This is a genomic window from Pontibacter pamirensis, assembly GCF_010015475.1.
Lineage (GTDB): Bacteria > Bacteroidota > Bacteroidia > Cytophagales > Hymenobacteraceae > Pontibacter > Pontibacter pamirensis.
Map to the genome: position 1 here is coordinate 281223 of NZ_SSNI01000001.1, position 20786 is coordinate 302008.

The 20786-nt window shown below is 46.6% G+C and carries 22 protein-coding genes; 16 read left to right on the forward strand and 6 right to left on the reverse strand.

The window, feature by feature from the left end; genetic code table 11:
* Positions 1–111 precede the first annotated feature (111 nt).
* The 15 genes from deoC (at position 112) to E1919_RS02125 (ending at position 14261) form a co-directional block, all read left to right on the forward strand.
* Entirely contained in the window at positions 112–783 is a 672-nt protein-coding gene (gene deoC / locus E1919_RS02055) for a deoxyribose-phosphate aldolase (protein WP_162051663.1), read from the forward strand.
* On the forward strand, positions 767–1279 hold the full coding sequence (locus E1919_RS02060) for a sporulation protein (RefSeq protein ID WP_162051664.1): 513 nt from the start codon (positions 767–769) through the stop codon (positions 1277–1279). The genes deoC and E1919_RS02060 overlap by 17 nt, the downstream gene beginning before the upstream one ends.
* A gap of 125 nt (positions 1280–1404) precedes the next feature.
* Positions 1405–2592 carry a M20 metallopeptidase family protein gene (locus E1919_RS02065; protein WP_162051665.1) on the forward strand — a complete coding sequence of 396 codons (1188 nt, stop codon included), beginning with the start codon at positions 1405–1407 and terminating at the stop codon, positions 2590–2592.
* Between the two features lie 10 nt (positions 2593–2602).
* Positions 2603–3217, forward strand: coding sequence for a hypothetical protein (locus E1919_RS02070; RefSeq protein WP_162051666.1), 615 nt, complete (start codon positions 2603–2605; stop codon positions 3215–3217).
* A complete protein-coding gene (locus E1919_RS02075) occupies positions 3214–4011 on the forward strand; it encodes a porin family protein (protein ID WP_162051667.1) in 798 nt (265 codons plus the stop codon). Before E1919_RS02070 ends, E1919_RS02075 begins: the two co-directional genes overlap by 4 nt.
* A 149-nt stretch (positions 4012–4160) precedes the next feature.
* A complete protein-coding gene (locus E1919_RS02080; protein ID WP_162051668.1) occupies positions 4161–4691 on the forward strand; it encodes an Hsp20/alpha crystallin family protein in 531 nt (176 codons plus the stop codon).
* Between the two features lie 187 nt (positions 4692–4878).
* On the forward strand, positions 4879–6375 hold the full coding sequence (locus E1919_RS02085) for a Do family serine endopeptidase (protein WP_162051669.1): 1497 nt from the start codon (positions 4879–4881) through the stop codon (positions 6373–6375).
* 105 nt (positions 6376–6480) lie between these two features.
* Positions 6481–8058: an L-piperidine-6-carboxylate dehydrogenase gene (gene amaB / locus E1919_RS02090; protein ID WP_162051670.1), complete on the forward strand. Its 1578-nt coding sequence runs from the start codon at positions 6481–6483 to the stop codon at positions 8056–8058.
* A 600-nt stretch (positions 8059–8658) separates the two neighbouring features.
* Complete coding sequence (locus E1919_RS02095; RefSeq protein WP_162051671.1) at positions 8659–9216, forward strand: RNA polymerase sigma factor; 558 nt, start codon at positions 8659–8661, stop codon at positions 9214–9216.
* A 27-nt stretch (positions 9217–9243) separates the two neighbouring features.
* Positions 9244–9876, forward strand: coding sequence for a flagellar basal body-associated FliL family protein (locus E1919_RS02100; protein WP_162051672.1), 633 nt, complete (start codon positions 9244–9246; stop codon positions 9874–9876).
* Complete coding sequence (locus E1919_RS02105; RefSeq protein WP_237143951.1) at positions 9869–11035, forward strand: DUF4097 domain-containing protein; 1167 nt, start codon at positions 9869–9871, stop codon at positions 11033–11035. The genes E1919_RS02100 and E1919_RS02105 overlap by 8 nt, the downstream gene beginning before the upstream one ends.
* 136 nt (positions 11036–11171) lie before the next feature.
* Positions 11172–11621, forward strand: coding sequence for a RidA family protein (locus E1919_RS02110; RefSeq protein WP_162051673.1), 450 nt, complete (start codon positions 11172–11174; stop codon positions 11619–11621).
* 11 nt (positions 11622–11632) lie between these two features.
* Positions 11633–13450 (forward strand): MutS-related protein, encoded by a 1818-nt coding sequence (locus tag E1919_RS02115; protein WP_237143952.1) that lies wholly within the window; start codon positions 11633–11635, stop codon positions 13448–13450.
* Positions 13451–13566: 116 nt separating this feature from the next.
* Positions 13567–13809, forward strand: coding sequence for a hypothetical protein (locus E1919_RS02120; protein ID WP_162051674.1), 243 nt, complete (start codon positions 13567–13569; stop codon positions 13807–13809).
* 26 nt (positions 13810–13835) lie between these two features.
* Positions 13836–14261, forward strand: coding sequence for a hypothetical protein (locus E1919_RS02125; protein ID WP_162051675.1), 426 nt, complete (start codon positions 13836–13838; stop codon positions 14259–14261).
* 111 nt (positions 14262–14372) lie between these two features.
* On the opposite strand, the gene tsf is transcribed toward E1919_RS02125, so the two are convergent.
* The 6 genes from tsf to E1919_RS02155 all read right to left on the reverse strand — a co-directional run bounded on the left by tsf (position 14373) and on the right by E1919_RS02155 (position 19292).
* The gene (gene tsf / locus E1919_RS02130; RefSeq protein WP_162051676.1) at positions 14373–15209 is read right to left on the reverse strand and encodes a translation elongation factor Ts; all 837 of its coding nucleotides are present in this window, start codon (positions 15207–15209) and stop codon (positions 14373–14375) included.
* Between the two features lie 135 nt (positions 15210–15344).
* On the reverse strand, positions 15345–16112 hold the full coding sequence (gene rpsB, locus E1919_RS02135; RefSeq protein WP_162051677.1) for a 30S ribosomal protein S2: 768 nt from the start codon (positions 16110–16112) through the stop codon (positions 15345–15347).
* A gap of 21 nt (positions 16113–16133) precedes the next feature.
* Complete coding sequence (rpsI, locus tag E1919_RS02140) at positions 16134–16520, reverse strand: 30S ribosomal protein S9 (RefSeq protein ID WP_162051678.1); 387 nt, start codon at positions 16518–16520, stop codon at positions 16134–16136.
* Positions 16521–16524: 4 nt separating this feature from the next.
* A complete protein-coding gene (rplM, locus tag E1919_RS02145) occupies positions 16525–16974 on the reverse strand; it encodes a 50S ribosomal protein L13 (protein WP_162051679.1) in 450 nt (149 codons plus the stop codon).
* Positions 16975–17194: 220 nt separating this feature from the next.
* Entirely contained in the window at positions 17195–18925 is a 1731-nt protein-coding gene (locus E1919_RS02150; RefSeq protein ID WP_162051680.1) for a M56 family metallopeptidase, read from the reverse strand.
* Position 18926: 1 nt separating this feature from the next.
* Positions 18927–19292, reverse strand: a complete 366-nt coding sequence (locus E1919_RS02155; protein WP_162051681.1) for a BlaI/MecI/CopY family transcriptional regulator — start codon at positions 19290–19292, stop codon at positions 18927–18929.
* 226 nt (positions 19293–19518) lie between these two features.
* Here E1919_RS02155 and E1919_RS02160 point away from each other — a divergent pair, with 226 nt between their 5' ends.
* Positions 19519–20763: an ABC transporter permease gene (locus E1919_RS02160; RefSeq protein WP_237143953.1), complete on the forward strand. Its 1245-nt coding sequence runs from the start codon at positions 19519–19521 to the stop codon at positions 20761–20763.
* The last annotated feature ends 23 nt before the right edge of the window (positions 20764–20786 follow it).

The window sequence follows — 20786 nt, forward strand, 5'->3', positions numbered from 1 at the left end:
TTGTCTTGAATTAAGATAGAGAAACGCCTAATACAAGAATACACACAAAAAAGAAAAGGATATAAGGGAAGGAATTCTTCCACTTATGTCCTTTCTCTTTTAGCTTATTTTATGGAAGCAGACGAACTGGCTACTTATATCGATCATACCCAGCTGCGCCCTGAGGCAACTGCCAACCAGGTGGTGCAGCTCTGTAATGAGGCTCGCAACTACGGCTTCGCCGCTGTTTGTGTGGCTCCATGCTATGTAGCCCTGGCCAAAGAAAGCCTTGGCCCCGGCGCGCTGGTGAAGGTGGCGACAGTAATTGGTTTTCCGCTGGGCTACCACCACGAAAAAGTAAAGCTGCTGGAGACGCACCAGGCAATAGAAGACGGCGCTACTGAAATTGATGTAGTGATGAATATCTCTGCCTTCAAATCAGGAAAGTATGCAGCCGTGGAAAAAGAGCTAGGTGAACTGGCGCAGTTTTGCCACCTGAAGAAAGCGGAGCTGAAAGTAATCATCGAAACAGCCCTGCTATCTCCGGAGGAAATTGAGAAAGCCTGTGAGATTTGCGTTGCTGCAGAAGCGGATTACGTAAAAACCTCTACGGGCTTTGCCTCGCGCGGTGCGTCTTTGGAAGATGTGAAACTGATGCGCCGCGTACTGCCGAATCAGGTAAAGATTAAAGCATCAGGAGGCATTAAAACATTTGCCGATGCCGAAGCGTTTATCAAGGCTGGCGCCGACAGGTTAGGCTGTTCTGCCAGCGTTAAAATAGTTACCCATGAACAGAACAATTAGCCTTTTCCTTTTGCTGGCCTTCGTAATCAGCGCTGCCTGTTCCTCCCCATCGGCCAGGGCCAAGGGAGATACGGGCAGGGAAACTACAAGAGTGAAAGTAGCAGAAGACCTGAGCCAGTACCGGCCCAGGTACCCGGTGGACGATGCAGCTGCGCCTGTGGCACGTATAGAGCCCACCAACCACGTAAATCAGAAAGTGGCTGTGCTGATGGATACGGTGGCAAGTGTGAACAAAAACATCAAGTATGCACAAGGCTATCGTATTTTAGCTTACAATGGCTCCGAGCGCCAGACCGTCATGAACCTGCGGAAATCTATTATTGCACGGGTGCCGGAAGAGAAAGATTACCTGACCTACCAGCAGCCTAATTTCCGCCTGAAGGTAGGAGACTTCTTTAGCCGTGTAGAAGCGCAACAAGTCCTTAACCAGCTATCTGATCTTATTCCGAACGCACAGATAGTGCAGGAACAGATTAATATTAACAAGTCATATTGAGAAATCAGACGATAGACGTTGAACAAAAGACAATGGACTTTATTAAAAGCGTTGCGGCCTGATATAGTCGCAGCGCTTTTTTATTTTTGATACCACAGCATATACCCGTATCAGCATATTAATTTATGAGCACTGTAGATAAAGTAAAAGAACTGGCACAAACCTATGCCCCCGACACCGTGCAGGTGCGCCGACACATACATGCCAATCCTGAGCTGTCGTTTGAAGAGCACAACACCGCTGCTTATGTAAAGCGGGTACTGGAGAGTTATGGACTAAATCCCACTTCAATGGCTGAAACAGGTTTGGTAGCGCTGATCGAAGGAAAGAACCCGGAGAAAAGAACCATTGCCCTGCGCGCAGATTTAGATGCCCTGCCTATCGTAGAGGCAAATGAGGTAGCTTATAAATCTAAAAACGAAGGAGTGATGCATGCCTGTGGACATGATGTGCACACGGCCTCACTTCTGGGCGCGGCCCGTATCCTGCAGGAACTGCGGGAGGAGTATGAAGGCACTGTAAAGCTTATTTTCCAGCCGGGCGAGGAAAAGTTTCCAGGCGGAGCCTCCATCATGATCAAAGAAGGCGTGCTGCAGAACCCGGATCCTGAAAAGATAATAGGCCAGCACGTGTTCCCGATGCTGCCGGCCGGCAAAGTAGGCTTCCGCTCCGGCATGTATATGGCGAGTGCCGACGAAATTTATATTACAGTGAAAGGCAAAGGCGGCCACGCGGCCATGCCGGAGCAGAACGTGGATACCGTACTGATAGCCTCGCACCTTATTGTGGCGCTGCAGCAGATTGTGAGCCGCCATGCCAGCCCGAAAGTCCCTACGGTGCTTTCCTTTGGTAAAGTAGAGGCAAAGGGAGCAACCAACGTTATCCCGGATGAGGTGAAAATAGAAGGCACCTTCCGGACGATGAATGAGGTATGGCGGAAAGAGGCGCACAAGCGCATTAAGAAACTGGCCGAAGGCCTCTGCGAGAGCATGGGCGGCAGTTGCGTCATCGACATCAAGAACGGATACCCTTTCCTGCAGAACGACCCTGAGCTAACGGAGAGAGCCCGCGCCGCCGCCGAATCATACCTGGGCGCAGACAATGTGGTAGATTTAGATTTATGGATGGGAGCAGAGGACTTTGCCTACTATTCCCAGGAAGTGCCTGCCTGCTTCTACCGCCTCGGCACCCGCAACGATGCACGCGGTATTGTGTCAGGGGTGCATACCCCTACTTTCGACATAGATGAGGCTGCCCTCGAAACAAGTATCGGGCTGATGGCCTATGTGGCACTGCAGGAGTTAAAGGCTTAAAGACATGGCCATGGAGGACGCTGAAAACTTAAGTTTTAATTTATCAGCAGGTATGTTCGACAGAAAGCGGACACTCCGGCTTGCTCCTGACTATTTTGAGTATGAGGTCAATTATTTCAATCCAGGACAGTTAACCAGAATTTATAGGGAGGATATCCTAGACATCAAGTTCAACATGAACTGGATAATCTGGTACCGGTTTTTTGTAGGCTGCGATTTCAGGATAGATGTTAAAACGAGTGAAAAAAGCATCTTTCAAATTAAATTCGTCAGCTACTTCGAAAAGAACAATGCCTACATAAGGGCCTATAACAGCATCGTCAACTGGATGTGGGAGCACTACCTCCGCGGCATTATCGACACGTACCTTCAGGAGTTTTATCAGACGCATGAGCTTCAGATAAGGCAGGTGCGAATGACAGACGAAGGCGTTTATTTCATAAACCAGGACCATCTGGCTTATTGGGAGGAAGTGGGAGTAAAGGAGTATGAGGATTATTTTGCTATCTTCAATCAAAGTTATCCGGAGCTGAATGAAAGGATTTTGTTTAATGAATGGGAAAGTGAGATTCTGCTTGGTATGATTGAAGCCCTGAAGGAAAAGCACTATAACGAAAATAAATGAAGAAACTTTACCCATTCCTGCTGCTGGTTTTGCTTCCGCTCTTTACCCAGGCTCAGGACAAAGTATCGGCTCCTGCCGCTATCTGGCCTGAACTGCAGGTAAATTATGGTGTTGGCGAAGAAGGCCTGCTGTTCTTCCGGAACCAGTACCGCATCAATACTGATTCCCGCTACAACGACCTTCAGGAGACGGGACCACTAAGCATTTTTGAGCGGGTAGAACTGGCGCTAGGGTATGAGCACACCTTTACTGACCATTGGCGGGGCGGGCTTATGCTACGTTATGCCGCCGAAGATTTTCCTCAAACTACCTTCGGTGCCTTATTCCTGCGCCATAACGGAAGCATCAAGAGCCTGTACTTTAATAAGCAGGTGATGGCGGAATATGTGAAACAGGAAAACCTGGGTGCCTCTGTCCGTTTTCGCTTGACTGGTGAATTGGGAAAGCGTTTTCCATTCAGAAGTAAATTTATTACCCCAAGCATTTCCTATGAAGCCCTGCTACTGTCGGGTATAGGAAGAGATGAAAACATAGAAGCTCAAGAGCGAGGCATTGACCGTACACGTTTGCGTGCTAATGTAACTTACGAGCTAACAAATAAGCTGCGCCTTACGCCATACTTCATGCGGCAGACGAACTATTACTATGCTTTAGTGTCACCGGTTTATGATGAGGAAGAGCAATTAATAGAAGAAGGCTATACCACAAAGCGCAACCGGATATCTCCGGTTGTGGGGCTGGAACTAAAGTACACCATCAACAAAACCACGAAGACTGCCAGTATTACTTACTGATAGTAGGTTAACTGCTAATTAGTCAGTTACTTAGCTTATTTTACTCTTTTAAAATGACATTTTTACATGATTTAGAAGGATAATATGGCTGGTATAGTTTTTACTATACCATAATTGTAACCATGTTAAACTAAAAAAGGAGGTATAAAATGGCACTGAGCAGATACAATGGCATGCAGGAAGGTATGCCGAATTCGTTTAGTTCGATGTTAGACAGATTCTTTAATGAGTCTGTAAACACAAGAAATTTTTCTGACTTTACACCACATGTAGATGCCTGCGAAACAGAGAAAGGTTTTGAACTGGAGCTGGCATTACCAGGTGTGAAAGCGGAGGATATCAGTATTGATTTTCAGGAAGGTAAACTAACGATTACAGGTGAGCGAAAACTGGAGAAAAAGGAAGATGGCCGACGCTACCATATGCTGGAAACTCAGTATGGCTCCTTCAGCAGAACCTTTTATCTGCCTGATAAAGTGAACCCTGATAAGATTACGGCCAATTTCCAGGATGGCGTGTTGCTGGTAAGCGTACCGAAGGATGAGCACAAAACTATGAAGCGACAGATTAACATTTCTTCTGATTCCGGTAATAGTAGCAAAATCAAAGAGGTAGAACGAAAAGCCACAGCTACCTCCGATAACGGAAATACAGAGAAAGGAAAGTCTAAAACGGCTTAAAAATTAAAAGGTTGCTAAAAAGAAAAGGAGGCCCAAAAGTTTGGCCTCCTTTTTGTTATTTGTAAGATGTAGATAAGATAACTACCACATTTGCATATACTACCGTATACTATAGCAACGTTATCAATCTACAATATAGACTAGAGCGAATATAAAAATTATACATATAAAGACTAAAATTAAGTACATGAAGACAAAGCAGTTTATTCTTGGCGTTGCACTTTCAGCTGTTCTGGGCGGCAGTGTAGCGGTGGGTAGCTACAAGCTGTTAGAAGATGGAAGCATCGTTTCAATCGAACAGCAGCAGCAGAATCCTATCGTACGCTATACCAGTGATATGCGTAGCAGCAATGCAATTGTGCCGGAAGGCCTTAATTTCATAAAAGCAGCACAGGTATCTACGCCAGCCGTGGTACACGTGATGACAGAGTATAGCGGCAGAGGAGGAGCTACAGCCCGTGGCAACAGCCCGATGGACCCGTTCCTACGCGAGTTCTTTGGTGATGGCTTCGGTGAGCGCGCACCGCGTGGTCCACAAATGGGTTCCGGTTCAGGCGTTATCATTGCCTCAAACGGATACATCGTAACAAATAACCACGTGATTGATAAGGCCGATAAAATTGAAGTAGTAATGGATGACAAGCGCCGTCTTACGGCTACACTTGTCGGTACTGACCCTACTACTGACATTGCCTTATTGAAGGTTGACGCAGATAAACTCCCAACCGTACGTTACGGCAACTCTGATGATTTGCAGATTGGAGAATGGGTGCTTGCCGTTGGTAACCCCATGAACCTGACTTCTACTGTTACAGCTGGTATTGTGAGTGCCAAAGGCCGTAACATCGATATCCTGCGCAGGGGTAACGATATGGCAATTGAGTCTTTTATACAGACGGATGCTGCCGTGAACCCTGGTAACTCTGGTGGTGCCCTTGTAAACCTGAACGGTGACTTGGTGGGAATCAACACAGCTATTGCCTCACAAACAGGTTCTTTTGCCGGTTATTCTTTTGCAGTGCCATCTGCCATCGTGAGCAAGGTAGTAGACGACCTGCTGAAGTATGGTGAAGTGCAGCGCGCCTTGTTAGGTGCCTCTATCCGTGAGATTGATGCCTCCTTCGCGAAAGAGCAGAATCTGAAAACATTGAATGGTGTATACATCAATGATGTAACCGAGAGCAGTGGTGCCAAAGAAGCTGGTCTGAAAGGTGGAGACGTAATTGTTGCCATCAACGGAGCCAGAGTAGCCAAGTCTTCTGAGTTACTGGAGCAGATTGCCCGTTACCGCCCTGGCGATAAAGTAAAGGTAGATTATCTGCGTGCCGGTAAAGAGAGATCTGCCAGCGTAACGCTGAAGAACCTGAACAACAGCACGGAGCTTGTAAAGCGTAGTAATGCAGAGCCGATTACGTTCGATGGTGCTACATTTGAGCCGGTAAGCAGACAGGAATTAAGCAAACTGGGCATTACGGGTGGTGCTAAAATCACAGACGTAAGCGACAGTGAGTTCCGTGATACAGGTATGAAAGACGGGTTCATCATCACTAAAATCGACAGATTCCAGGTGAAAGAGCCAGCTGATGTGGAGAGACACCTGAAAAACATTGACAGTGGAGTAGTATACATCGAAGGTGTTTACCCTGACGGTCTGAGAGCGTACTACCCAATCGGGAAAGAGTAAGTCCAGTATAACCTAAACCTACAGAAAGCTTCTGCACCTTGCAGAAGCTTTTTTATTTTTTAGCTTTGTATAAGTCCCCTTTCCATAAAATAACAGATAAAACGCATGAAACAGACAATAGACCAACTACCGCTGAACAAAGAAATAGCAGACATACTGCAGCAGCTTGGCGTAAAAGACAAGAACCCCGCCTATAGCACCGGCCTTTCCTGGGGTGGTCAGGAGGGCGACGCTACCCGCAGCATCCATTCCCCGGCCGATGGCAACCTGATTGCGACCGTGCACATGGCCACGGCAGAGGGTTATGATAAAGTAGTGGAGGCTGCGCAGGAAGCTTTTAAAGTATGGCGCAAAGTTCCCGCTCCGAAACGGGGTGAGGTGGTGCGCCAGATAGGAAACAAGTTGCGCGAGCATAAAGAAGCTCTGGGCAAACTGGTGAGTTACGAGATGGGCAAGATTCTGCAGGAGGGCCTGGGTGAGGTGCAGGAGATGATTGATATCTGCGACTTTGCTGTAGGCCTGTCGCGCCAACTGCATGGCTTTACCATGCATTCAGAGCGCCCGGAGCATCGTATGTATGAGCAGTACCACCCGCTGGGTGTGGTGGGTATTATCTCTGCTTTTAACTTTCCGGTAGCTGTCTGGAGTTGGAATACCATGCTGGCCGCTGTATGTGGTGATGTAGTTATCTGGAAACCTTCTGAGAAAACACCCCTGACGGCCATTGCCTGTCAGCATATTATCCGGGATGCTTTGGCCGAAAACGAAATACCGGAAGGCGTCTTCAACCTTATCATCGGGGATGCTGAGATTGGTAGCTTGATGAGCCACGACAAACGCGTGGCGCTGATTTCAGCAACAGGCTCCACCCGCATGGGTAAAAAAGTAGGAGAGGCTGTAGGGGCTCGTCTAGGTAAATCGCTACTGGAGTTAGGAGGCAATAATGCCATCATCCTAACCGAAAACGCAGACCTGGAGATGGCATTAAATGCTATTGTGTTTGGTGCCGTTGGTACCTGCGGCCAGCGCTGCACTTCTACCCGCCGCCTCATTATACATGAGAACCGTTACGAGCAGGTAAAAGAGCGCCTGCTGAAGATATATCCCAACCTGCCGATTGGCCACCCACTGGACAGCACCACACTGGTAGGCCCGCTCATCGACAAGGACGCTGTTACTGCTTTTACCGAGGCCTTGGATAAAGTGCAGCAGGAGGGAGGCATCCTGCTAACAGGAGGAGAGGTGATGAGTGGCGAGGGCTACGAAACAGGCACTTATGTTAAGCCTGCCATTGTAGAAGCAGAAAACCATTATGAAATGGTGCAGGAAGAAACTTTTGCGCCCATCCTGTACCTGATTAAGTATAGCGGCGACGTGGAAAACGCCATCGAGATTCAGAATGGTGTGCGGCAAGGATTGTCATCGGCTATTTTCTCCACCAACCTGATAGAAACAGAAACCTTCCTGGGCCACTGGGGCTCCGACTGCGGCATTGCCAACGTAAACATCGGCACCTCAGGTGCTGAGATAGGCGGCGCTTTTGGCGGTGAGAAAGAAACAGGGGGCGGACGCGAATCCGGCTCCGATGCCTGGAAAGTATACATGCGCCGCCAGACCAACACCATTAACTATGGCCGCGAACTGCCATTGGCGCAGGGCATTCAGTTTAAGGTGATGGATTGATTTGACTCTACGCAAAGTCCCGGCGGGATTTAGGATTCACTTTACTTCAGAATACAGGCGTGGATAAGTGGATAAAATCAGTTTGTGCAACGGGTTTAAATAATTTCACTGAAATTACGCCATTTGATGTATAGATTACGAGGGTTTATACACCTGTTATACATATTAAGGCAGAAAAGAGCCAGCTATGGGAACATGGCTGGCTCTTTCTGTTTCTGCTTCATTCAAGAACTAACAACTTTAGTCGAAGTTATCCACAATTGTGCATATACTACATGTGGATATGTGGAAAAACAAAATTCAGTATTGGGTTTTCGGTGCTGTATAAGGCGCATAGGTATACTTCCTAATATATAAAAAGTATATTCTTGTGTTCAACATGAAGGAGATGAAGTAGATACGTTCACATTATGTTATACACATCTGGCTGTGGATAATGTGGAAAAGTGGACAAGTAAAAATTCTTGAAATTATTTTGCAACTTAATGCAACCTCGGGCCACTGGCTTTGTCTTTAGTGCAGAAGTAGGAAGGAGAAGGATGAAAGAATAAAAGTCGTAAGGGCGCAGCAAATGAATTGCTAACGCTAAAACATAACACCTTGGAGAAACTCAGTTATCAGGACGTAAATCACCACGTGATTGATCGCTGCAAGAGCGGCGATAACAGAGCCCAGTATGAGCTGTATAAGCTTTACTCCAAGGCAATGTTCAACGTGAGCATGCGCATCATCAACGACTATGCAGAGGCGGAGGATGTGCTGCAGGAAGCTTTTTTGAGTGCCTTCAAAAACCTTCAGTCCTACAAAGCAGAAGCTTCATTCGGGAGCTGGCTCAAGAAAATTGTGGTAAATGCCTCCATCAACGCCATCCGGAAGCGGCGCTCCGAACTGGTGCCCATGGATGAGCGCGTTGTTGGCGAAGTGGCTGACGAGGCATATGAAGATGACTCGGAGTGGCAGGTGGAAAAGGTGCGGCGGGCCATACAGCAGTTGCCGGATGGCTACCGGGTAGTCCTGAGCTTATACCTGCTGGAAGGCTACGACCATGCTGAGATTGGCGAGGTGTTGGGAATAACAGAATCCACTTCAAAATCGCAGTACAGCCGGGCTAAAAAGAAATTACTGGAGATAATGAAAGAGCCGCAGTTTGCGGTTTGAAATAAAGAATATGAAGAGAACTTTACCATGGAAGATAAACTGAAGAAGTTTGTAGACGAGCACCGGGATGAGTTCGATGTGTTCGAGCCCCGGACGGAGCTGTGGCAGAACATCTGCGAAGAGCTGCCACAGAAGCGCAAAACAGCAAAGGTAATCAGCATTAAGTTTGGGGACAGCGCCAGTTTCAGTGCCAACTCCATGTTCATGCGTATTGCAGCGGCCATTGTGCTGCTGGTAGGTTGCGGCCTCACGCTGTTTTTGATGAAGAGTAATGCGCCGGAGGCCGGCAATACGATAGCAGCTACCACGGCACCTCCTGTCAACAACATTGCGCCTGAACTGGCTGAGGTGGAGGCCTACTACGTGAGCCAAATCAAAGAAAAGAAGAGCAAGTTGAGCGAATATGACCTGAAGGTGCTGGGGCTGGATGACCAGCAGGAAATAGACCAGGAGCTTGCCCGCCTCGACAGCAGCTATGTTCAACTTAAAAAGCAACTATACACAACTCCAAATACGGACGAAATAGTTGGTGCCCTGATCCAGAACCTGCAGATACGGATTCGGGTGCTGAACCGACAACTGGAAGTACTCCAGCGGTTAGAACAAATAAATGAACAACCCGACCTAGAACCTCAAAAAGATGAGACCACGAATGTATAAATTTCTACGCTACGCGCTGGTGCTTACACTGGTACCTACACTGGCTTTGTCGCAAGATAAAAACCAGGGGCCATGTCCTGATATCTCAGTAGACCTCTCTGGCCTGAGCGCCCTTTCGGAGATAAAGCTTGCAAAGCTGGAAAATATGGAAGGCCTGACAGAACAGATTGAATTGGCTGTATTTGAAAGCCTTGAAAGTTTAGAGCATCTCGAAGACCTGGATGAGCAGATTGCACACTACCAAACAGGTGATGTAACGGCAGAAGTAGCTGCTTATGATGTTGAAAAGCGCAAGACGATTGATAAGACGTATAAAGTTAGCAGAAACGATATGCTCAACATCGAGAATAAGTTTGGCAAGATCCACATCAATACCTGGAACAAAAATGAGGTACACGTAAAGGTGGATATTATTGCGCGTTGCGTCACTGAAAGCATGGCTCAGGAAATACTTGACAAGATAAAGGTAATGGAGAGCCGCGAGGGAAGCACCATATCCTTTAGAACACACATTGAACCGATGCGCGTCTCGGGTAATAACAACAAGAGCTTCGAAGTAAACTATACCATCAGCATGCCGGAAGAAAACGCGCTGACAGTGAAAAATAGTTTTGGCGATGTTTACTTAGCCGCTCTGAAAGGCAAAGCCGATATTAATGTGAAGTACGGTGCGCTCAAGTGCGACAGGCTGAGCAACCCAGGAAACACCTTGACGCTGGCTTATGGCTCTGGCTCCTGCGGCTACTTTAACGGGGGCAGCATGGATGTGTCCTACGGGAACATGAATGTAGAAGGAGTTAATGGCCTGCAAGGCTCTTCCAAGTTCAGCGATTTTAAAATTGGCAGCTTGGGAGAGACCATGGAAATGGATATAAAGTATGGCACATTTGCAGTAAACAACATCAGTAAAAACATCAGAAAGATTACGCTATCAAGCGGCTTTACACCTATCAACCTGACGTTTGACCCTAATACCGCCTTCAATTTTGATGTGAACGTGCAGTTCGGTGATTTCAGATACGATAAGTCTTTGGTCAATATCACCTCCCTGGAGAAAGGCCATACCTCAGCAGAGTATAGAGGAGCTTACGGAGGAGCATCGCCTAAAGGTCTGGTAAGCGTAAACTCGAAATACGGCGATGTGAAGTTTATGAAGTAAGCTGATCTGAAACATCCATAGATATTGTTTGTTGTAACTTAGTTTGTTTAAGGTGAAAAAGGAGCTGGCAGTATGTCAGCTCTTTTGCTTTTAGACGTACAGAGGGGATAATCCACCATTATCTTTATCTTTGACTATGGCGAACAAAAAAGAGCCTTTCACATCATCTAAAGCACCTGAGCCTGTTGGCTTGTATCCGCATGCGCGGCGCGTCGGAAACCTGCTGTTTCTATCGGGTGTAGGTCCGCGCGAACGGGGTACAAAACAGATACCGGGCATGGAGCTGGATGAGGCAGGTAACATTGTGGCCTACGACATTGCAGCGCAGTGCCACGCTGTGTTCCGGAACGTGCGGTATATTCTGGAAGAAGCCGGTTCCGGTTGGGCAAACTTAGTGGACGTGACCGTGTTTCTGACAAACATGCAGGCTGATTTTACAATCTATAACCAAATTTACGCCGAGTATTTTAAAGACAATCAACCTTGCCGTACTACGGTGGAGGTAAACAGGCTGCCAACTCCTATTGCTATTGAACTGAAGTGCATCGCCACCATTGGAGCGCCGGAGAAGGAAGAGGCAGCATAACCCTTAATTTTGTGAGCAAAACAAGAAAAGACTTATATACATCCCGCGCCGAAGCAATTGCCGGAGAAGAGAGTAAAGCAGCATCTAAATCAAGTCTGGTGTCCTGGCTTCGGGTAGCCGTTTTTTTAGCCGGTGTTGCTGTCGCCTGGTATTTTTTCAGCAATTACCAAATGGCGGAGGGAGCCATTGCTGTGTTGCTGTTCTATGCCCTGTTTATCTTTGTGCTGCGCTGGCATAGCCGCCTCGACTTTAAACACCAGCAATTGGTACTGCTGCGGCGTGTAAACGAGCAGGAGGTGGAGCGGCTGCAAGGTAAATTAGCCAATTTTGATGGCGGTCATGCTTTCATCAACGATCAGCATCCGTATACTTCTGACCTCGACATATTCGGGCAGAATTCGCTGTTCCAACTGATGAACCGCTCCGTGACAGACATTGGAAAAAGCCGCTTAGCCTCCTGGTTCCGCGCGGCGTCTTCTCCATCAGAGGTGGCCCTGCGGCAGGAGGCCGTGGCGGAACTGGCCCAGCCTGAGCAGTTAGACTGGCTACAGGCTTTGCTAGCCCTCCCGATGCACTACAAGCACGACCAGCAGCCAGCCGATGGCTTTATTGCTTGGTTTTCTGATAAGACTTTTTTCAGGCAGCATCCCTGGGTAAAGGTGCTGCTGTTTGTGCTTCCGCTCTTAACGCTGGCGGCCATTGTGGCCTGGTTTTACGGGTTCAGCGGCTGGATAGCCGTGGCTTTCCTGCTGGCGCAGTTTTGGGTGGCGTATAAGTTTCGGGTAGAGCGGGACGAGTACTATGAGAAAAGTATTGGTATATATGAGGCCATGCGCAGCTATACCAAGCAGCTGGAGCATATAGAGCAGCACCAGTTTTCGGCTCCTAAGCTACAGCAGTTGCGGCAGGGCCTGCATCAATCCGGTACTACAGCCTCGGCAAGCCTACACAAACTGGCCAACATCATCGACTATTTCTCCTGGCGCCTCAGCACGCTCATGGCTTTCTTCCTGAACAATCTCCTGATGTGGGATTTTATATGGATGTATCGCCTGGAAAGCTGGCGGGACAAGTTCCTACCGCAGCTGAAGGAGTCGTTAGATATTCTGGCGGAGATAGAGGCTTTGACAAGTGTAGCCGCTTTCCAGCATGCGCATCCGGAGTACGCAGTGCCGCAGTTAAGTCAGCATCCTTTCGAGTATAGAGCAGTGGCCCTGGCGCACCCCCTGATTTTCTCAGTGATGCCCGTTGCCAATGATTTTGAGACAGAAGGTACCGGCCATACAATGGTGATTACGGGCTCTAACATGTCCGGTAAAACAACTTTCCTGCGTACGGTGGGCATCAACATGGTCATGGCCCTGATGGGCGCTCCGGCATGCGCAGCCCGTATGGTGGTTGCTCCGGCACAGGTGTATACTGCCATGCGCACAGCAGATAACCTAGCGGAGAACACGTCCTCTTTTTATGCCGAGTTAAAGCGCCTGCGCATGCTGCTTGAACTAACGGAGCAGGGGCAGCCCGTCTTCTACTTGCTGGATGAAATTCTGAAAGGCACCAACTCCCGTGACCGGCACCTTGGGGCTATGTCGCTTATCCGGCAGTTGCACCACCGCAATGCCTCCGGGCTTATCTCTACCCACGATTTAGAACTGGGCGCCATGGAGGAGGAACTGCCGGGAAGCGTGCAGAACTACAGCTTTAACAGCGACATTATAGGCGATGAAATCAGGTTTGATTATAAATTAACGCCAGGCATCTGCCGTAGCTTTAATGCCAGCAAGCTCATGCAACTCATGGGCATCGACATTGCAGAAGAGAGGGTATGAGTTTGAGAAGTCCTGGACGAAGGACTCTTTGACAAAGGACAAACGACCTTGCTGGGCAATACCTCCACATAATTTATTCTTCTTAATTAGCATACTAGCACATTAACCACATTAATATGAGAACAGTAGCCGATATACCAAACCCGAACATGAAGGTCACGCTGATGGCCTGGAACGGGAAATACCTGATTAAACTGGAAAAAGGAGACTTTGAGCAGACTTATAAAATAAGCGAAATGGACATCATGGGCGATGAAGGCGCCAAAGAGCTTCTGGACGAGGAGTTTCTGGAGGCAGCGATGAATCGCTTTACAGATATGCGGGATGCTTTTGTTTTGACAGTAAGGCGGAATGGGTAATATATGATACACAGCCTGAGACTTATATGAAAAAGCTGAACCTGGTTTTCCTCTTGCTATTTCTTTATTCCTGTGCAGATCCCTGTGAAGATTTAGAATGCTTATCAGAGGATGCCTTCGCCTTCACTTTTAAGTCAAAAGATAATGGAGAAGATTTGCTGTTTGGGGACGACCCGCAAATTTCTAAGGACGATGTAGAAGTGTTTTATATGGTCAATGGTACTAAGGAACCTGCTCATGTTCAGTTTCAACCTCAGTACATTGTGGTTAATCTGAATGATGATGTACAGGAGTACTTTGTTCGTGCATTAGATAAAACAGATACTTTAAGCATTCAGTCTTTTCGTAGAGCCGCCTCAGAATGTTGCCCGAGTATTACTGAAGTAGAAAAGATAAGCCTAAATGGAAAAGAAGCAGGTAGAGATTCCTGGATTTTAGATCTCTATAGGTAAGCCTGTCTGAAATCAATGAAGCTTTCCTGAAAGACTGTAACTTCAGCCGAAAAACCATAAAAAAAGCCCACCTTAACAGTGGGCTTTTCTATTATAATGGTTTGGTTATAATTAACCGATAGCTACACGCTTGAACTCAGTTACAGTCATGCCTTTATTGGTTTTGTCAAGCAACTGGGCAATTGAAAGAGAAGAGTCTTTTACGAACTCCTGGTTCAGCAAAGTATTTTCTTTGTAGAACTTGTTTAACTTACCCTGCGCAATCTTCTCAAGCATGGCTTCCGGCTTACCTTCGGCACGTGCCTGCTCTTTACCAACTTCTATTTCACGCTGTACAGTCGCGGCATCAACGCCATCTTTGTCAACTGCAATTGGCTTCATGGCAGCAATCTGCATTGCTACGTCTTTACCAACTTCCGTTACTTCTTCTTTGCCACCCGTGTTTGTTAAGGCTACCAACACACCTAATTTACCGTTGGAGTGGTCGTAAGAAACAACTTTCTCAGCAGAAACAGTCTCGTAAGAAACTACATCAATTTTCTCACCAATTTTACCCATCAGGTCTGTGATGTGGTCCTGCAGCGGACGGCCATCAGCCTGAGGAGCTGCCAAAAGTTCTTCTTTAGAAGCTGCTTTTGTAGAAACGGCAACATCCAGCACCTGCTTCGCAAGCTTGCGGAAATCTTCTACTTTAGATACCGGCTCCGTTTCGCAGGCTACTGCTACTACTGTACCTGTCGTACCGTCTTCGCTTACCTGCGTCAGAACCATACCTTCAGAAGTAGCGTTGTCGGCACGCTTGTTTGCAATTTTCTGACCTTGCTTACGCAGAATATCTTTAGCAGCTTCAAAGTCGCCGTTCGCTTCTGTAAGTGCCTTCTTGCAATCCATCATACCTGCTCCGGTTTCCTGACGGAGTTTGTTAACATCTTGTGCTGTAATAGCCATGATTTTATAATTAAGAATTATGAATTAGTAATTAAAATTATTCCTGTGTTGGAGCCTGAACCCCTAAAACAAACTGAACATTGAAGCAGCTGGGCTCAATGTTCAGTTTAGTATAGTGCAATATGAACTTTAAGCTTATTGCTCGTCAGCTTCTTGCTTTGCTTTGATGCCTTCTTCTTCAGAACGCTTACGCTCAGTTTCCTCTTTGTCCACTTTACGCTCAGACAAACCTTCTTCAATTGCCTTACCTACTAGTGATACGATAAGGGACACAGACTTAGAAGCATCGTCATTTGCAGGGATTGGGAAGTCTACCAGCTCTGGGTTAGAGTTTGTATCGCAGATAGCGAAAACCGGTAGATTCAATTTCTGAGCCTCTTTTACCGCAATGTGCTCACGCTTTACGTCCACGATGAACAGCGCTGCAGGCAGTCTTGACAAGTCAGTGATACCACCAAGTACGCGATCAAGCTTCTCACGCTCACGGGAAAGCATTAGCTTTTCACGCTTTGCAAGGGCTTTAGACTGCTCAGGGTCTTTCATCATTTTGTCGATGGTAGACATCTTCTTCAGTGACTTACGCACAGTGGCGAAGTTCGTCAGCATACCACCTAACCAACGGTCAGTTACGTAGGGCATCTTCAGGCGTTTCGCCTCTTCAGATACAATTTCCTGCGCTTGCTTTTTAGTAGCTACGAATAAAATCTTACGACCAGACTTCGCGATGTTCCTGATAGCAGCCGTAGCTTCATCAAGAGCAACCAGCGTTTTGTTCAGGTCAATAATGTGGATACCGTTTTTCTCCATGAAGATGTACGGTGCCATCTTCGGATCCCACTTGCGGGTAAGGTGGCCGAAATGCACACCTGCCTCAAGTAATTCTTTATAATTAGTACTAGCCATGTTGTAGATACACCTTTAAAATTAACGTTTACTGAACTGGAATGAACGACGTGCTTTACGCTTACCGAACTTCTTACGCTCTACCATACGAGGGTCTCTCTTCATGAAACCTTCTGCCTTCAGAGCTGGCTTGTTCTCGCCGTTTTCTTCTACCAGTGCTTTAGAGATAGCAAGTCTAAGTGCTTCAGCCTGGCCGCTTACACCACCACCTTTTATATTGGCTTTAATATCGTATTTGCCAATTGAATCCAAGGTTTTAAAGGGCTGATTCACAATAGTTTGAAGTACTTCACTCGGAAAGTATTCCTTGATATCTCTACCGTTAATAGTGATATTCCCTTGCCCAGGCGTCAGGTATATGCGCGCCACCGAGGTTTTTCTTCTACCAGATGTATTGATAACTTCCATTAAATTAAATATTGAGGGTTAGTTCTTTTGGTTGCTGTGCGGCAAAAGGATGCTCGCCTCCAGCAAATACGTGCAGATTGCGGAACATCTCACTGCCCAATCTGCTTTTAGGTAACATGCCTCGTACAGCACGCTCTACCAACAGTGTAGACGACTTCGCCTTCAGTTCGCGTGGAGAAGTTTTCTTCTGACCGCCTGGGTAACCAGTGTGTGTCAGGTAGTACTTCTGGTCCCACTTGCGGCCTGTAAAACGAGTGTCATCCGCATTGATGATGATCACGTTGTCTCCGCAGTCAGTGTTAGGAGTATACGAAGGCTTGTGTTTGCCTTTGAGGATCTTAGCAACTTCCGATGCTACACGACCCAAGCTTCCTTGCCCAGCATCCACAATCACCCAGCCTTTGTTGGCTGTCTTCTTGTTGACATACTGAGTTTTATAACTTAAATGATCCATTTTTGGTGGTTGTAAGCGATTTATTTATTTAATTATGATTCTTCAGTCATTGAAAAATGGACACAAAGATAGAAGTTAATATTTGTATATGCAATAGATTGTGAGAAATATGCTGTGTAACAGGCAAATAGTAAGAGCTGTAGGAGGGTATATAAATTAAAGTTACAGCAGAAAGGCTAATGAATCAGTTCGTTCATTAGCCTTTCTGCTGTAATATATATTAGTTACCATCGCTTCTTACTGGCGGAGGTGGAGGAGGAAGCTTAAGCAGTTTGCCGTACCTGTTTTCGACAGTGGAAATGCTCTTTTCATCATTTAAATCATAAATCTCCGAGCCACCGGACTTGAAAAACATGATGATAGTGTTTTCTGGAGAGTCACCTTTTTCTCTTATAATCCAGCCTACACGGTCCACCTCTGGATTCTTTTTTAGGAAGTTTTTATAATCTTCAGGGGCAGTGGATGCATCAGGTACATATACTTCAACACTAGGAATTACTTCTGGTGGCAATTGTTGCCCGGCAGGAGCAGGTGATGGCGGCGCTGGAAGCTCTCCATACTTGGCTTCAGCAGCGGAAACGCTTTTTTCATCATTTAAATCATACGCGTCTATTTCTCCAGATTTGAAATTCATAAAAATTTGAATTTCTGGAGAGCCATCTGTTATTTTTATCTCCCATCTCACATGTTCCACCTCAGGGTTCCGTTTTAGGAAGTTTTTATAATCTTCAGGGGCAGTGGATGCATCAGGTACATACACATGGACATCAGGAATTACTTCTGGTGGCAACTGTTGCCCTACAAGAGCAGGTGGCGGCGGCGGCGGTAGCGCAGGCAGTTCACCGTACTTGCCTTTGGCTGCAGCTACACTTCTGCTATCGTTCAAGTCATACACTTCGGCGCTGCCGGATTTCAGGGAGATGACCATCTTATTTATGTCATGGGGCATCCAGCTTACGCTCTTTACGGTTGGATTCCGTTTTAAGAAGGTCTTTTGGTCTTCTGGTAAGTCAGGTTCGTTCTGAGCAGGTTCATCTGTTCTGACTTCCGTAACTACCCGTTTGATGGTTGTGGCTTGCTTTTGTGCAGCACCAGTAGAGAACAGCAGAAGAGCAGTTGCAACCGGAATTATTGTCAGAAACTTCAGCAGATGTGTTCTGGTACTCGGCCTTTTGTTCATCATAATAATTCTTCGTTTTAATGATGGAAAATTAAACTGATTGGCGAGCTGCGGTTCAGATGTGCCTGCAGCTTTCAGGAGGAGGTACTGATACTTCTTTCTGTCTGTTCCGGCGCTCATGACATGCTGGTCGGCAATAAACTCAAGGTTTTCTTTTATAGCCTTTTTCAACAGCCACCCTCCAGGGTTAAACCAGTAAAGCAGTGTGCTCAGCTCCGCCAGCAGCACATCCAGGGTGTGCCACCCGTTCACATGGATTTGCTCATGCCGGAGTATAGATTCTAATTCTTCTGCTTTATGTTGTACCGGGTTCAGGTAAATGGTTTGCCAGAAAGAAAAGGCTTCCCTGATGCCGCTGATCTTTCTAAAGTCTATTCCCTGATAAGAGGCAGGTTCAGAAGCACGGTGTATAGCGGAGAGCGATAGAAACTGCAGTATTAACCTTCCTGCCATTACAACGGTGCCAAACCAGAACAGCATGACTGGTATGAGCCAGTAGTCAAACGCTGTAGTTTGCTCAGGTGTGGCGGTAATGGTGGGAGCCCAGGAGGGTATGGCAGCATACTTATAGCTTACCATTAGCTCCTCGCGCTGGCTGAGCAGCACAGACATATTGATGAATGGGTACAGGAAAGAGAAAAGCATACCAAACACCAGGAACAGGCGGTTCAGATGATAGAAGGTCAGCCGCCGCAGCACGAAGTAGTAGGCCAGGTAAAAGAGCAGCAGTGCTATGTTTACTTTAAGCAGGTATAGGATCAGGGCTGGCATATCATTCTGATTTTTTGTTCTCGATCATGTCTATAATCTCTTTCAGTTCCTCTGCGCTTATCTGCTTTTCCTTCGCAAAAAACGCCACCAAATCCTTGTAGGAGCTTTTGAAATAGTCTCCTACAAAGCCTCTCATAAACTTTCTCTTATAATCCTCTTCCTTTATAAGGGGAGCATAGCGGTAGGTGTTTCCCAGCTTTTCACTTGAGAGATATTCTTTCTTCTCCAGGTTCTTTACCGTGGAGGCGAGGGTAGTATAGGGCGGTTTGGGTTCCGGGAGCTTCTCCAGGAAATCTTTTATGAAGCCGCCATTCAATGCCCATATTACCTGCATGACCTCCTCCTCTTGCTGCGTTAGCTTTTCCATATAATTACGATGTTTTCGTATACTTACGAAAGTATCGTAATTAAAGTAAGCAAATTACTTGATATATTTTTCAAGATGTGTTCAAAAGCGACTTAGCCGTGATTATCGGTGGAAACTAAAGCACATTAAAAGGTGAAAGCAGCTAATCGTTGATTATAAAAAGTGGTGGCATAAGGTGTAGAATAAAGGATATTAGGATTTTATCAGAAATATCCTGAATATAACTATGACGCTGAAAAATATTATGCTCAAGAAAATCTACCTCTCCTTCTCGTTGGCAGTCCAGAACATACGTTCGCGTTTGTTTCATACTTTGCTGTCCATACTCGGTATTGTGATAGGCGTTGCTGCCCTGGTTACCGTGCTTTCCCTAATAGACGGTATGGAGAAGTATGCACAGGAGCAAATCACGAATACCACTTCACTTAAAGCCATCTTCATTCGAACAGAAACCACCAGGCTTGTCAATAATCTGCGGCTCAAGAAGGAGACATATGCTTATTTAGATCACGAAAAATTCAAGAAACTGGCTGCAGCGCTCACACATCCGGCGAAAGCTTATATGCAGACGAAGCAGGCAAGTGAGGTAAAGATTCTTGATAATGGTGCCACTATGGGTGCCTCTGTAATAGGTTCAATGGCCAGTTTTCCGCCCAATATGCACATAGCGCATGGTGAATTTTACACAGCAGATGATGTGAACAGACAAAGCCAGGTGGGTTTTGTGAATCATCTTTTTGCTGAGCAGGCAATGGGTGAAGATGCTGCAACGCAACTCATCGGAAAAACAATAGCCTACAAAGACAAAGCATTAAAAGTAGTAGGCGTCCTGGAGCAGGATGAGTCACGGGCTCCTGAGCTGTTTATCCCTATTACCCTGTTCTCACAGGAGGAGTTAAAAGAAAACCCGCCGCTCTGTGTTTTGGAAGCAGACAATGTGGAGCATGTCCAGGACTTAAAGGGGCAGGCTGAGAGCTGGCTGAAAGCAAACCTTGCTGGTGATACAAATGATTTTAATGTTGCAACAAATGAAGCCAGAGTAAAGCAGGCAGCCAGGGGCTTTATGCTCTTTAGGGTGGTGATGGGCTTGATTGTAGGAATATCTGTTGTGGTAGGTGGCGTAGGGGTGATGAATGTACTGTTGATATCTGTAACAGAACGTACCGTCGAGATTGGTGTAAGAAAAGCAATGGGCGCCAAGAAGAAAGACATCTTGTTGCAGTTTCTTGCTGAGTCCGTTACGGTGTCACTACTTGGTAGCTTGCTGGGGCTGATGCTCGGTATACTGGCTACACTTGCTATCGTACCAATCATCAAGGCACTGGCAGACGTTCCTTTTCAGGCGGCTTACACAATAGATACTTTCCTGATTATTTCAGTCATTGCTATTATCGTAGGAGTAGTATTCGGAACTTATCCTGCCACTAGGGCCGCAAAGCTGGATCCTGTAGAAGCCATCAGAAGAGAGTAGTTATTTTAAAAACCTGAACCTGT